This window comes from Streptomyces sp. NPDC001507 (assembly GCF_042894765.1).
Classification (GTDB): Bacteria; Actinomycetota; Actinomycetes; order Streptomycetales; family Streptomycetaceae; genus Streptomyces.
In genome coordinates, this window is the sequence record NZ_JBIAVV010000019.1 from 37,889 (window position 1) to 51,568 (window position 13,680).

Annotated in this window: 11 protein-coding genes; 3 read left to right on the top strand and 8 right to left on the bottom strand. The window is 68.6% G+C overall.

Features of this window, described 5'->3' with window-relative positions; all coding sequences use genetic code 11:
* Window positions 1-25: 25 nt before the first annotated feature.
* Window positions 26-3,715: a LamG domain-containing protein gene (locus tag ACFY0K_RS43515; protein WP_390644574.1), complete on the bottom strand. Its 3,690-nt coding sequence runs from the start codon at window positions 3,713-3,715 to the stop codon at window positions 26-28.
* 855 nt (window positions 3,716-4,570) lie between these two features.
* Here ACFY0K_RS43515 and ACFY0K_RS43520 point away from each other — a divergent pair.
* On the top strand, window positions 4,571-4,813 hold the full coding sequence (locus ACFY0K_RS43520; protein WP_390644575.1) for a DUF3761 domain-containing protein: 243 nt from the start codon (window positions 4,571-4,573) through the stop codon (window positions 4,811-4,813).
* Window positions 4,814-5,440: 627 nt separating this feature from the next.
* Here ACFY0K_RS43520 and ACFY0K_RS43525 read toward each other — a convergent pair.
* The gene (locus ACFY0K_RS43525; RefSeq protein ID WP_390644576.1) at window positions 5,441-6,703 is read right to left on the bottom strand and encodes a helix-turn-helix domain-containing protein; all 1,263 of its coding nucleotides are present in this window, start codon (window positions 6,701-6,703) and stop codon (window positions 5,441-5,443) included.
* A gap of 336 nt (window positions 6,704-7,039) precedes the next feature.
* Between ACFY0K_RS43525 and ACFY0K_RS43530 the strand changes: the two genes are divergently transcribed.
* A complete protein-coding gene (locus tag ACFY0K_RS43530; protein WP_390644577.1) occupies window positions 7,040-7,333 on the top strand; it encodes a hypothetical protein in 294 nt (97 codons plus the stop codon).
* Window positions 7,334-7,442: 109 nt separating this feature from the next.
* On the opposite strand, the gene ACFY0K_RS43535 is transcribed toward ACFY0K_RS43530, so the two are convergent.
* From ACFY0K_RS43535 to ACFY0K_RS43550, 4 genes are all read right to left on the bottom strand, one after another.
* Window positions 7,443-7,982: a kinase gene (locus tag ACFY0K_RS43535; protein ID WP_390644578.1), complete on the bottom strand. Its 540-nt coding sequence runs from the start codon at window positions 7,980-7,982 to the stop codon at window positions 7,443-7,445.
* Between the two features lie 20 nt (window positions 7,983-8,002).
* Window positions 8,003-8,815, bottom strand: coding sequence for a DUF6042 family protein (locus tag ACFY0K_RS43540; protein WP_390644579.1), 813 nt, complete (start codon window positions 8,813-8,815; stop codon window positions 8,003-8,005).
* 66 nt (window positions 8,816-8,881) lie between these two features.
* Complete coding sequence (locus ACFY0K_RS43545) at window positions 8,882-9,391, bottom strand: hypothetical protein (RefSeq protein WP_390644580.1); 510 nt, start codon at window positions 9,389-9,391, stop codon at window positions 8,882-8,884.
* 72 nt (window positions 9,392-9,463) lie between these two features.
* Entirely contained in the window at window positions 9,464-9,679 is a 216-nt protein-coding gene (locus ACFY0K_RS43550) for a hypothetical protein (RefSeq protein WP_390644581.1), read from the bottom strand.
* A gap of 857 nt (window positions 9,680-10,536) precedes the next feature.
* Between ACFY0K_RS43550 and ACFY0K_RS43555 the strand changes: the two genes are divergently transcribed.
* Complete coding sequence (locus tag ACFY0K_RS43555) at window positions 10,537-11,238, top strand: HNH endonuclease family protein (RefSeq protein ID WP_390644582.1); 702 nt, start codon at window positions 10,537-10,539, stop codon at window positions 11,236-11,238.
* A 157-nt stretch (window positions 11,239-11,395) separates the two neighbouring features.
* On the opposite strand, the gene ACFY0K_RS43560 is transcribed toward ACFY0K_RS43555, so the two are convergent.
* Both ACFY0K_RS43560 and ACFY0K_RS43565 read right to left on the bottom strand, forming a co-directional pair.
* Window positions 11,396-12,175 carry a lamin tail domain-containing protein gene (locus ACFY0K_RS43560; RefSeq protein ID WP_390644583.1) on the bottom strand — a complete coding sequence of 260 codons (780 nt, stop codon included), beginning with the start codon at window positions 12,173-12,175 and terminating at the stop codon, window positions 11,396-11,398.
* Between the two features lie 629 nt (window positions 12,176-12,804).
* Complete coding sequence (locus ACFY0K_RS43565; protein WP_390644584.1) at window positions 12,805-13,476, bottom strand: hypothetical protein; 672 nt, start codon at window positions 13,474-13,476, stop codon at window positions 12,805-12,807.
* Window positions 13,477-13,680: the final 204 nt, after the last annotated feature.

The following is a 13,680-nucleotide window of genomic DNA, read 5'->3' on the forward strand; positions in this document are numbered from 1 at the left end:
TGCCTCGCCACCGGCGGTGGGGGTGTCAGTCCCCGACTGTTTCGACGATCTGCTCCTGGCTGGCCATCGCACCGGCCCAGACCCGGATGTCGCTGACCGTCGCGGGCAGGTAGTGGCCCCAGGCGGAGTTCACGTATGCCTTGCCGACCGCGAAGTCGCCGGTGCCCGGTGTTGCCGTGTAGGCAGTGTCGTCCCCGTTTTGCGCATCGCCGACGTAGAGGCTGACCGTGCCGGTCGTGCCGGCCTGGGCATCGAACACACCGGTCAGGCGTACCGCGCTCCCCAGGTCGGCCGTGTAGTCGGAGACCACTCCGGTGAAGCTGCCGTCGGTGTTGAGACGGCCGAAGTGCCAGAACCCGACGGGGACGGTGGCACCGGTTTCGGGGTCGTTGTCGGTGCCGGTCATCTCGTACCACAGGCCCCAGGCGGAGCCGTCCGCGCTGCGCTGGCCGAGGACCTGCCCCATGTAGCCGGTCGGCTTCGCCGCGAGCGCGGCGCTGTTCAGCTGGACCGCGGTGGTCACGGTGAACGACCCGGTGTCGTCCACCAGCGGCCCCGGTGCGGTCGCGGCGTCGTCAGTGCCGTCCAGGACGATTCCCGTTCCGTCCAGCGACGCGCCGCCCGACAGGGTCAGGGACGGACCGTATCCGGAGGTGGTGTCGGCGAGGGTAGTGCCGGTCGCCGCGGACGGGTCCCAGGCCGCCACCAGTTCGGCAGCTGCGTAGCTGTCGTTGGTCTTCAGCTGCGCCTCGGTGGACAGCGCTGCCGGCGACAAAGCCCGCTGCCAGACGGTGGCCTCGTCGATCTGCCCGTTGAAGTAGTCGGTGAACGTTCCCGCGGTACTGCCGTTGCCGCGGCCGAACTCCAGCGGTCCGGTGTCGGCTTCCGGCTCCCCGCTCGGCAGGGCCTGCGGACTGCCCTGAGCCTTGCCGTTGACGTACAGCTGGATCGTGTCCGCCTTCGTGTCGTACACACCGGCCAGGTGCGTCCAGACCTTGACCGGCGGGGAGGCTGTGTCTGCGAGCGATCGCACGAAGTGCGCGGTGCCGGCTGAGTCGGTCCAGTGCCAGTTGAAGACCCACTTACCGTAGCCGGTGGAGTAGTAGATCGCGAAACCAGGCTGGGTGCTGCCGCTGCCCGTCTGGGAGAGCACCACTTCGTTGTGCGTCGGGGTGCCGGCCATACGGGCCCATGCCTCAACGGTGTAGGAGGAACGTGACTCCACGACGGCCCCCGAGGTGGCCGCATAGCCTGCCGATCCGTCCACGGTCAGGCTCGTGTCCGTCTCAGGGGTGGCCAGTTCCGCGCCTGTCGCGTCATGGGTGAGCACGCCGCGTCGGCCTCGCGCGTCCCGGGAGGCGCCGGAGGAAGAGAGAGTTGCGTTGTCCTGCTCCGCCGCAACCGTCGTCGACGTGTCGAGCGCGGCACCGCTCGCCTCGTCGAAGTGCCACAGCCCGATCGGGCCAGAGCCCTCCGCGACCAAGAAGTCCACGGAGTTCGTGGCGCCCCAGCCCAGCGAGTCCTCCGCCCGGACGAACACAGTGAACGTGCCCGACGTCGGCGGTGTGAACGCCGCCGTGGGCTTCGAGGCAGGAATTGGTGACGACCAGGCGGCCGAAGAGGTCAGTTTGTACTCGTAGTTGGTGTTGGTGGCGGCGTCGCCGGACGCGGGGCTGAATGTGAACGTCACGCCGGTACCCGGTCCGCCCGCCGCGGTGCAGGAGCTGGTGTCGCACGCCGAGTAGGGGCTCGACAGCGCGATGCCCGGGGCTTTGGGACGGGTCGGGTCGACCTTGAAGTAGCACCAGGCATTGCTGGCCGCGTTCGACGGGCCGGCCAGATAGTCGCCGCCGCTGTTGTAGTACGACCGCGTCCACGCCCGGTACCGGTACAGCGTCCCCTCGGTCAGCGTCGACGTGGGGACGCTGCCCGGTGAGACGTTGTCGCCCACATATCCGCTCGTCGGCCGCGCGGTCTCGAAGACGGTCGACCACGTATCGCTGCTCGCCGTGTACTTGTCCACGCTGTAGACCGCCTTGAGCGACGCACCCGACTCACCGCCCGCCACGGTCTGCGGGGTCGCCGTCAACGCCGGCGTCGGGTCGGAGACCACCAGCGGGTCCGACTGCTTGGTCTCACACACAGAAGTCGTCCCGGCGACCAGGCCGATCTTAGTGGGCTTGGCCGGGATACCCACGTACTTCACATCGATCTCGGCGTCGTCGTCGAACCGCTTCCAGCTGTTCGGATCGGTCTCGTCGTGCGCCTTCAGCATCAGCGTGAGCCGGGAGAAGTCGCCGTTGGCGAACTTCGTCAGGGTGGAGGTGAGATTCTCGTTCGTCTCGGCGGGGTTGTCGTTGAACTCGATCGGGGCGGCCGGCTGACTGGGATCACACGCCGAACCGCGTCCCGCGGACACGTTGCGGTCCACCATCAGGTCCCAGTTCGCCGTCGGGCCCGGCCAGTTCGTCGACGACGAGATGTTGCCCGTGCGCACCAGGTCCACCCACGACGGGGTGCAGGACATCGACCACTTCTCCGTGATGGCAAACGTGGCGTCCAGGACATGCTTTCCCGCCAGCTTCGCCGGCGAGAACTCGAAGTACATGCGGTTCTTGTAGCCGGAGCCGCAGTAGTAGGCGTAGCCGCCGGTGACGTAGGTGCCGCAGTAGCCGACGCCCTTGCCGCTGTCACCGCCGGAGAAGTTGTAGAAGGTGTCGCCGTCCGAGGACAACAGAGTCCGCTCGGAGGCCGTCATGCCGACGTCCGGGTCGATGTACTGCGGGAACACAGCGGAGTCATCGTTCAGCATCGACGCATCTGGGGTCACCGTGATGGTGTCCTGTTCCGCGGTGACCGGAAGGCGGGCGGAGGAGTCTCCGTCGCTGGGCCCCTCGGTCGGGTCCGGTGTCGCCTCACCGTCGTCACTCGCGGTCTTGTCCGCAGTGTCGGCCTGCGTCGTTGTCGTGAACGAAGCCTGGGACGCCGAGTGGGAAGCGGCCGCGGGGGAGGCGGTCGCGGTGTCGGCGGCATCTCCCGCTGAGTCCCACTGCTGGGCGGCAGGAGCACGGAAGACGATGTTGCCGTCGTCGTCGACCGCGGACAGGCCGCCGCTCCCACCGTCCTGCAGGGACAGCCCGTCGGCTCTAACCGGGAATGAGAGCTTCTTCAGGTCCGGGTTCGAGGCGGCTGACGCCGAGGTGACCACGAGCACCTCGCGGTAGCCCTCGGCGGTGGCGGTCATCCGCAGATCCACGCCCGGCAGGACGTCGGCGTACACCGCCGAGTCGCCGTCCAGCGTCGGCTTCGGCAACGTGCCGGGCCACCCCACGGTCAGCGACCGCCCGTCAAGGGACAGCTTCACCAGATCGGAACCGTTTCCACCGCCGGAGAAGGAGATCTTGGCGACCGATGCCTTCGGCCCGACCGTCCCGTCCGACCGCGCCTCCAGCGTCGCGTCCGGCTGCGTCCAGGATCCGTCCGCCTGGCGAGCCCGCACTGGCACGGCGGAGTCCTTCAGCGTGAACGTCACGCCGTCCGGGTTGGCGAACGTCGTGGTGTAGGGCGTGCGTTCGCCCACGACCTCGACCTGCTCCCCCGTCTGCGCCGCCTTCTCCGCGTCCGCCCGCGCCTCCGGAGTCACCTGGTCGGTCGTCGCGGCGTCGTCGGCGTACGCACCCGCTGTCGGCGCGGCCAGAGCCGGCACAGCAGCCATCAAAGCGGCCGACACGGCCAGCGAGACAGCACGTCTACGCGCGCCACCCGTGAAGCGCGCATGCCAAAGAAAGCCCATCCCCCACCCCAACTGTTCACGGAGCTCTTACCCCGCCCTTACGGCCGCCTCATCAGAACCGCACTCATCACCGCAGGTCAATGGCCCATGCAGCAAAGAAGCACAAGATTCAGCCACCCCCGAGAATGATCAAACAGGGCAAACGAAGACTTCGGAGCTGGTGCCCCCACCGCCTCCCCTTCGATCGACCCCACGATGCGGGCAAGTGGCCAAGTTTCGCCAATGATTGCGTCGCACCGGCAAATCTGCACCCAGAAAATCCCGTCACCCACAGATGAGTAGCGAGCCATCGATGACCTCGTGAAGCAAATTGTCAAGGCCATGACGTGGGACGGGAGCGCTTGAAACGACTCCTGTGACTCATCCCCGCGCCACTCTTCGGTGACTGGAAATCGTCCCATGCATGGCACTTTCGTTCGCACCCCCAGGCCTGATGAGCTGTGGCCTGTATGCAACCCGGGAGAAGTGAAAGAAAGCGCAAAGTGAAAGCCGGCGGGATACAAGAGATACACAGCTTTCAAACGTGAACACATGATGCCGCTGTGGGCGGCCCGGCCAAGGACCCCGAGGACCACGCCTCCCGCAACGTCATCGCCCGCTGGCAGCCCAGGCCACCACCCTGACAGGACCAGGGATCGGCGCGGCTGTGGGGACCAACGTCGTCTCCGGCTCCCCAAAAGGGTCCGTAAGCGGTTGAAGCGCGTATAGAGTCCCTCTGCACTTGTTCCGCTTCAAAAAGGGGGGGTCCCTTTGCGCGCTCGTCTTGCCGTCTCAGCCGTGGCCGTTGCCGTGGCTGGTGTCTTCTTCAGCGCACCAGCTGCCTCCGCGGCGACACTGCCGTCGACCAACACCGCGCACCACTGCATCAGCCACACCACCGGACTGTGCGGCTGGACGCACCACCAAAAGCCCAAGGACAAGTACGAGACCGCCAAGTGCAAGGACGCCACGCTGTCCTACTCGCGGCACTCCCAGGGCACCTGCTCCCACCACCACGGCGTCCGCTACTGGTTCAAGTAGAACGCCGCACGCAATAGGCCGCTGAACCGCTCCGGGACCGGTGCAGACTCCGAGCGGTTCACGCGCCGCCGCCTGGCCCGGTCAACGACCGATCCGGTACCGAGAGGGGCGCCCACCGCGGTACCGGCCAGCGGTCTGTCGTTCTGGCTTCGGCGACGCGATTTGGGTTCCGCCTCAGTTTCGGTGCTACAGCAGAGCGCCGACACCGACGCCGTGGGTACCTACCTCCGTCTCCAGCGCAGGGCCGTCTGCGCCGCGATCTCAGCGCGGGGTGGTCGGACACGGCTTGCCGGGCCCAAACGGGCTGCACCAGTACAGGGTAAGATCACCCCGGCATCGCGAGCAGGGCCAGCGCTCCGAGCTGGGCGGGGTACAGGAGCAGTAGCGTGCGAGCTCTTCTTGGGTGTATCCGTCGTACCGGCCGTCCCAGTTGCCGAGCCGGTGGAACGAGCCGTCGGGATGCACGTGGTATCGCCAGATGGACATACAGAAGCCCCTCTTCCGCCGGGTGAACCATCGGCGCGAACAGCCACGATCTGTCCGTTGTCCAAGCATCGTCAAGAGCCATACCCGCCCCAGCATCCTGATCTTCGACCGCATCGCCCGCGGTCGCCAATGTGGCGACCCTCAGAACCTTGTGGCGGGTGGAGCCTGTCGGAATCCGGCGGCGATCTCGGGGTGACGTGCGGGCACCGTGTTCGGGCCGACGCGGACGTAGAACTCCGGACGCTGTGAGTCACGGTCGCGGTAGGCGTACATCTGGCCCCCGCCGGAGACCTCGATCGCGAGGACCTTCTTGCCGTCATGGTCAATCACGCGTGACGCGTACGGCGGCGCTGGTTCCACGCTGTCCCGGATCATGCCGACGACCTGGAGTTCCTGCTTGTCGACGGTGGGCTTCTCGGGCAGGCCCACGATCTGCAGGTCGTCGCGGACACCGATCAGGACGGTGCCGCCGTCCTGCGATGCGAAGGCGGCGATGGTCTTGAGCATCTTCTTCCGCGAGTCGCCCTCCGGGACCTCCTGTTTGCACTCCAGGTGCTTTCCCTCTCCGTTCGCCAGGAGAAGCTCTAGCTCCGGGCCGGGCTGCTCCCAGACGACCGAGGCATCGCGGGCGCGCCCGTACGAGGGAGCCGCGAAGTGACGCCAGTCCAGCCACTGATCGTCGCGGCGGAGCATCAGCAGGCTGTCGTGCGCGAGTCCGTTGGGCAACGCGAAGCGATAGGCGCCGGCGCCGTAGACGGGCTGGAGCTCGTTGCCCGCCGCCCAGCTCAGCTCGAGTACCGCGCCGTCCAGGGCCTCGCCGTCGACGACGGCTGTCAGCAGGTCGGGCCGGATGGTGATCTGCGAGAGCCAGCCCGCACGCTGCGGCAGAACGATGCGCCACAGGTCCGAGCGGCCCGCGTTGCTGTCGTGGCGGCGCTGGTGCAGGAAGGCGCTGAGGGCCTGGTCGAGGTTCAGGAAAGAAGGGCCGTCCCCGACCAGCAGGTCGTGGCTGGGCTGGGGCGTGTTGGCGTCCCGGTTGATGGTCCACTCAGTGCGCGGCCACGGCGTGGTAACCCGGTCTCGCTCTTGCTGGCCACGCAGCCGAGAGATGGAGGCGCTGGAGGGCGGCGGCCCAGGGACGACGACGTGGAGGCCGTGGATGTCCTGGTCGTTGCCCCGCAGCAGCGCGGCGACCGTCGGGCCGGGCAGGCGCAGTTCCAGGAAACTCGCCGTGCTGTAGCGCCAGGCCCGTTCCTTAACCGGGGTGTCGTCGTCCAAGGTGACCTGGCCGTGGTGCAGTTGCCACTGTTGTGCATCCGCGACCAGTGCCATCCGGACGTTCACGGCAGCGCGCTCGCTGAGCATCGCCACCAGTACGGCCGTGTCCGTCTGCCCGTTGTTCATACCCGGTTCCCTCTCCCCGCAGCGTGCAAAGCCGAACCAGGCTCATCGTCACGGCTCGTGCTCCCGAGCAGGCTACGCCGGGGGTACCTGAGCGGGAGGCCAAGGGGCTTTGCTCAGCTCAGGCGGTAGCCGGGCAGCGCGAGGCCGGCGGCTGCGGCGCAGTGCCGCGTGGGGTTCGATTCCCCGCGTCCGATTCGAACGATCCGATTCGAATTCGAGTCACACGGACCCGGCTTTGTGGGGACGCCAGTGGGAGGACGTTCCCGTCAGCAAGATGGTCTTGTTGGGCGCAGTTGCAGCTGGAGAGGGGATCGAATGCCTACAGGAGTCGCTGTCGTGTGCGACACCGACGACTGCTTAGCCGTCTACCTGGCGGTGGAGACCGGCGACGACGAAGACACGCGCTCCGCCTCCGGGGTCTCGCAGCTGGCGCGCGACGCCGCCCAAGGCGACGGGTGGGTGGTCAGCTTCGGCTTACGGCAGCCGGTGATGACCTGCCCCGGCTGCGCGGACGGCCGGGGACCGGTGCGTGAACGCGGAGACTGCCGGCGGTGCATGGGACGCGTCGACTCGGCATCCCGGTGCGTGTACTGCCTGCGCCAGGTGGAGCCCTCACAGCCCGAGGCGTGACGGCGACGTCGCGCTGTCGTTGAACAGCACGACTCCATACACCGGGCCCCGGGGATGCCTTCACTCTCCGGGGCTCGTGGTGTGTCCGGACGCGGGGCCGAAAGGGGCGTCAGCGGTCGATCGGGAGCACCTGGTCCAGGCCGCTCTCGCGCAGGATCTGCTGGATGGTGTCGTCCAACGTGCTTGCCGCGTCGATCACGGACTCCAGGCCGTCGGGCAGCAGGTCCTTCTCCCGGTACCAGTCGCGCAAGTGGTCAGCGGTGACGTGCTTGAGGTACTCGGCATCGGGTTTCGTCGCGTGCCGCAGCAGCGTCTCGGTGTAGGGCACGTGGAGGTAGTAGCAGCGTGAGACACCTCGGTGGGCGTGCACCAGGTCCTGGAGCATCGTGCCGTAACGGTCGGCGTACAGGATGCCCTCCACGACGACGTGGAAGCCGTTGTTGAGCGCGTAGCGGGTGGTCAGGTCGATCAGGCCGATGTTGGCGCCGCCTGGCCGGTCGCGTTCGCGCAGCACGATGCGGCGCAGGTTGTCCTGGCCGACGATCGCGAGGTTGCGGCCGAACTCCTCGCGCAGGCCGGCCGCGACGGACGACTTCCCCGAGGCACTGTTGCCCCGGATCACGATCAGTCGCGTGTCTTGCGTTCCCACGGTTCCCGGCGCGCTGTCCGTCACGCGTCGTCGCCATTGATGGTCAGCTGCAGTCGGTGCTCGTGGAAGCGGCCCCAGTTCATGAGCAGGCGGAAGCGCTGGTGTGCCTCCAGGCGTTCCGCGTCGGCCCGCCCCTGGCCCCGCTGGACGCGGGCGTCCCCGGAGGCCACGAGTTCGGTGAGGGCGATGCGCACGTCGTCGGCATCCTGGCTGGTGGCGGCCGCCAGTCGGTCCAGGGAGGTGAGGATCTCCTGCGGCTCGCCCAGATCGTCGACCAAGTGGTTGATGAGCCCGTCGACGAGAGGGCCGGTGCGCAAGGTCCAGCGGATCCGGTCGAGCCGCTTGGCGAGGTCGGCATCCAGGGGCAGCAGGTCACCAGGCAACGGCAGCACTGGGGGCATCGACCACCGGGTGCCGTCCGGTGTCTCCTCGCGGCGCGCCAGGCCCCACGTCAGGTACAGCTCCGACAGGTCCCGCACGGTTTTGGGCACCGGGCAGCCGGCCGCCGTGAGCATGGCGCCGAACTTCTCCCAGCGATGTGCCTCGTTCGCTTCGCGCCCCTCGGGCACCTCCTCGTAGTCCCATTCCTCATCGGGCCACGAGAACGTGAGCGCGCCGTCGAGATCGCCGCCGATCATGTCCCAGTGGCCTTCGAAGATCTCCTGCAGAAGGTCGTCCAGGGAGCCGGTGAAACCGGGCTGACTCGCGGTCCCGATCAGCATCGTCAGTGGGAAACCCTGGCGGGGCAGGACGTGGTCCCAGCCCGAAGCCCACCAGTCGTTGTGCATCGCCAGGTCCCGGCGCGGCCCAGGCACCGACGGGTTCTCAGTCATCCGCAGCTCTTCCTCCAGAAACAGTCAAACGCTCGCAGAGTACGCACTGTTGTGCGCGAAGCGTTGTCACGCACGCCCGACCCAGGCTTGATGGTGGGACGCGACGTGCAGCCCCTCGCGCAGGCGGCCGCGCAGGACACCAACGCGTGTCCTGCCCTCCACGACCTGCAGCCCGCTGTCTGACGGGTGCAGGAGGCGTCGGGCGATCAGGATCGGCGAGCGTAGCCACGTCCCGTGCTCTTCCCAGTGGCGACCCACCTCGGGGCGGCGAACGTTGACCCAGTGCACCGGGTTCTCGGCGTAGATCTCGATACAGCGGGCATCGGACGCTCCGGTCGGCATCTTGACGAAGTCCGCGGCCGGGATCGTCTCCAGCCGCCACCTGACGTCGCGCAGGTCGATGCCGCCGTAGGCACGCACGAAGGCGGCGTTGTCGCCGTGGTCGAAGAGGAACTGTTCGAGGACGTCGTCGGGCCAGTCCAGGGATGCCAGTGCAGGGTCGGCGCGGAAGCGGTCATAGCTGAGGCCGCCGTCTTCACGGCGTGCCATCACCGGGCTGAGGTCGCTCAACTTCATGCCGCCAGGTGTACCGCAGGTTCCCGACAGGGTTCCACTGCTCCGGTTCGCCGGGGCCTCGCCCGGCGGGCTTCAGTGGTTCCCGCGTTCGTAGCGGACGACGGCGTCGGCCAAGTACCGCTTGAGCTCGTCAACCAAACCGCCGCGCGGGTCGATGAAGGAGCGCTTGCTGAGCGGGTCCGGGTCGGTCGACGACCCGTACTCTCCCTCCCGCTCGGGCCGCAGCTCGGGATCGAGCCAGAAGCGGCCGGCGCTGCCGTCCTCCAGAAGCAGGATGGGAGAGTCCATCCAGACGTCGCTCAGTTCTCCGTCGACCTCACGTCGTCCGGACAGGCGGACTATCCGCCTGCACCGCTGCTGCGATACCCGGCGGTAGCGCTGCCCCTCGGGACCGGTGCAGTCCCCGAAGAACATCACGGGCTTGACCCGGATGAAGGTCTCGCTGCCGAATGGTCGTAGCCGTACAGCTGCCTCGGCTAAAAGCTGCTGAGCCTCCGCTCGTTCCTTGCGTTCAGTGCGACCAACGCCAGCCACTCAACGCGATCATGCGATTACGGAACAATGCCCCGCGGGTCCCCAACGACCCGCCGGTCCCCCCTGCACAGCCCGGTCGGCCCGTTACTCCATCACCGCCACATACGGGACCAAATCGTGCCCGAATGAACGCTTTTGAGCGCGAAACCGTACCCGTCATTGCGGCACAGCCGGGATGGCGCACCATGGAACACGGACGCCTCCCCCGGCGTCACACCTTCCCATCCGGAAGGCCGCGCGGCCCCCTTGTGCTGAAGAACGACCGAAGGGGACACCGCACCGCTTCCGCCCAGCCACCCACGCGCCGGGCGGAAGCGGCCTTGCGTCAGCACCCCGGACGTCCGGCGCCGTCTGCGATGCCGGCGAACGCCCTGGGCCACGCAAGAGACGATCGCGTGAGCGGCCTGGGCAACGAGCCCAAGCTCGGGGCGTTCCACCGCAGCCGCGCCGCCGAACTCAGCCCACTGCGGCTTTGTTCACGGTGCTCGCCCGTCGATGGTGTGACTAGTTCGCCGGTCGGGTGAACCAGCCCCGGCCGGCTCACACCACACCGCCGGGACCGCTACGAAGATCACAGCCCTGTTCGTGATCTTCGGAACGGAGACCCGTCCGTGCGCCTCGCCCGCACCCGACGCACCCTGATCGCCGCGCTGTTCACACCGCTCGTCCTGATCGCCCCCACCACCGCCGCCCACGCCGCCGCGGCGCCCGTGCGCCACGCGCCGGGCGAGACGATCACCCTGCCGGTCCGCGACGCGCTGGCAGCGCTGACTGTCGCGGACGAGAGCCGCGCCGGCTACTCCCGGGACAAGTTCAAGCACTGGACCGACGCGGACAAGGACGGCTGCAACACGCGCGGCACGCGCGCCGAGGTCCTCCTGGCCGAGGCCGTCACCGCCCCCGAAGTCGGACCGAAGTGCGTGCTGACCAGCGGCAGCTGGTACTCGCCGTACGACGACCGCTACCTCGACAGCGCGAGCAAGCTGGACGTCGACCACCTGGTCCCGCTCGCCGAGGCCTGGGACTCCGGCGCCTCCGCCTGGACCGCCAAGGAACGCGAGGCCTACGCCAACGACCTCGACGACCCCCGTGCCCTGATCGCGGTCTCCGCGGCCTCCAACCGGTCCAAAGCCGACAAGGACCCCACCGAGTGGCTGCCCCCGTACGCGCCCTACTGGTGCGAGTACGTCACCAACTGGGTCGCCGACAAAACCCGTTACCAGCTGAGCGTCGACCCCACCGAGCACAACGCGCTCACCGAGCGCCTCGCCGCCTGCCCCGACCAGCCCATCACCGTCACCTACGCCCACTGAAAGGCCCTCCGGCCCGTCACCACGGCGGAAGCGGGTGACGGGCCGGACAGGGAGACAGTACGCGGCGGCGGACCGGCGGTACGTCCCGGACACCGCCGGTCGGCGGGGGGGTGCCGGTGACCGGACCGGGGTTCCCGGCCACTGGCACCGCGTGCGGTCAGCGGCGGTGGTCGCCGCCGCCGCGGTGCTCGCCCTCGAACCGGCGGTCGTCGCCCCGGCGGTGCTCACCACGGCGGCCATCACCACCAATCCGGTCATCGCCACCCCCACGGTGCTCACCGTCGAACCGGTGGTCGCCGCCGCCGCGGTGCTCGCCCTCGAACCGGCGGTCGTCGCCCCCGTAGTGCGCACCACGGCGGTCATCACCACCAATCCGGTGATCGCCACCCTCACGGTGCTCACCGTCGAACCGGTGGTCGCCGCCGCCGCGGTGCTCGCCACCGATCCAGCGATCACCGCCATCGCGGTGGTCGCCGTCGCCGATCCGGTGGCCGTCACCGCGGTGGTAGCCCCAGGAGACCTCGTCGATGAAGCGGCCGTGGTCGTTGCGCAGGGTCGCCGTGTCGGAGTCGTTGTCCCACACGTAGCTGCGGCGGTCCTGGTAGACGTCGGTGGAACGGTCGCGGCCGATCCCGGTGTGGACACGGACCGTGGAGCGGCCGTCCAGGCGGAAGCGGTCGAAGGTGTAGGTGTGGCCGGCCTCGTCCGAGAGCGTCCAGCCGTCCAGGTTCACCTCCCGCCCGGAGGTGTTCGTGACGTCCACCCATTCTTTGTTCAGGGACCAGTTGGTGCGGTCGTCGCGGCCCGGCGAGTCGTACTGCACGTCACTGATCACCACCGCCCGGTCATGCGGGCGGGCAGCGGGCCGGTCGGCGGCCGCGGCGGGCAGCGCGAGCCCACCCACACAGGCAGCAGCCACGGCAGCAGCGGCAGTCACACGGCGGACGGTCACAGAAACAGACACGGGATCCCCCTTCACGGGGCCGGACACCCCCAGGCGCACGGCATATAGCCGCAGGTCAGGCGGGGTGTGTGGTGCGGGTCGGCGGCCGGTCGGCCGCACACGCACACCCTGCCCGCCCACCGGCACGAGGTGAGGGAAACGCGAAGCACGTGACGAATCACGGATATTTCTGTGACTCTCGCATGGAAACAACATGTATGTGATGAACATGACGATTTGACTGCCTGTCATCAGCCGGTGCCGCGGAATAGGCGGCTCCGGGGCCGCGAGCGGGCCGCACGGACCGCCTCCGGCCGACGGGCCGCGGCCGGGAAGTGCGTAACAGACGCCGTAGCCCGAACAGGTGGAGCAACCACGACAGCAAGATCTCCCTGCGCGACCTTCACCTGGCCGGCGCCGCCCCAAGCCGAAGCGCAGCGCCCGTAAGCCGACGGTGTGCAGCGAGGAGTCCGGGCGGCAGACCGGGCAGGCCGACACCCCGTCGGTGGTTGAACACGAGTCCGGGCCCACAGCTACGGGGGAAAGCAGCGGGCCCGGACACCCTCACGATCGCACACCCTGCCTGCCGACCGCACGAGGTTCGTCTCGCCGGGCAAAGGCCGTCAGCTGAGACCGAGCGTGGTGAGGGCGGTGGTCCAGTCGGTGACGATCGCCTGCTGGGCCTGGGCGAGGGTGACCTTGCCCGCGCAGACCGCGGTGTGCAGCTTCGTCTCCACGGGGTCCTTCTTGTTGTTGATGCCCTGACTCGTCTTGTGGCCCGGGTCCTGGGGTTCAACCCAGAGGTTGCGCGGGTCGTTGGGGTCACCGCCGAGCTGCAGGCTGATCAGATGGTCGTACTCGGCCTCGCCCATCGCGCCGGTGTAGCCGTAGGAAGCCGCGTTGAGCTTCTTCTCCTTGCCGGTGACGGAGGTGGAGGGCCGCACACCGGAGGTGTAGCCGCCCTTGCGGCAGATCGTCGACGCCAGGTTGGCCTGGGTGACCGCCGGGGAGATCGCGCCCGGAGTGCAGGCCGGGTCCTCCAGCGGCTCACCCTTCTCGTACCGGTAGTGGCACGAACCGGCGGCCGGCTGCTGCTGCACCGTGTACTTCTTCTGCGGGCCGGCCCCCACCGCGATCGCCCGCGCCGCGCTGGCCGCACCGCTCCCACCGGCGGCCGTCGCCGAAGCGCTCGCGCTCCCAGACGGCGACAAGCCGCCCAGCGAACCGGTCTTGCAGCCCGCGAGCAGCAGGCAGGACAGCACCACGATCGGCATGGCGCGGCGGATGGACAGCATGACGGCCCCTCACGGTCAGGCGACGGCTGCCCAGATGCTGCCCTACCGAGCCAGCGCCATATCGCGCGGGGTACGGCGCGCAGACGCACACCCGCCGACGAGTTCAGCCCGAGCCGCGCCAGGCCGAGACGGAACGGGCCTCCACTGCGTTCATCGTGGATCTGCTGGGCGAAGTTGAGTCACGCGTCACGGGCAGCGAAGGCG

Bases quoted from the DNA above. Each gene is read 5' to 3' on its own strand.
- ACFY0K_RS43515 (WP_390644574.1), bottom strand. From the start codon at position 3,715: ATGGCTGCTGTGCCGGCTCTGGCCGCGCCGACAGCGGGTGCGTACGCC.
- ACFY0K_RS43525 (WP_390644576.1), bottom strand. From the start codon at position 6,703: ATGAACAACGGGCAGACGGACACGGCCGTACTGGTGGCGATGCTCAGC.
- ACFY0K_RS43540 (WP_390644579.1), bottom strand. From the start codon at position 8,815: ATGACTGAGAACCCGTCGGTGCCTGGGCCGCGCCGGGACCTGGCGATG.
- ACFY0K_RS43545 (WP_390644580.1), bottom strand. From the start codon at position 9,391: ATGAAGTTGAGCGACCTCAGCCCGGTGATGGCACGCCGTGAAGACGGC.
- ACFY0K_RS43550 (WP_390644581.1), bottom strand. From the start codon at position 9,679: ATGGACTCTCCCATCCTGCTTCTGGAGGACGGCAGCGCCGGCCGCTTC.
- ACFY0K_RS43565 (WP_390644584.1), bottom strand. From the start codon at position 13,476: ATGCTGTCCATCCGCCGCGCCATGCCGATCGTGGTGCTGTCCTGCCTG.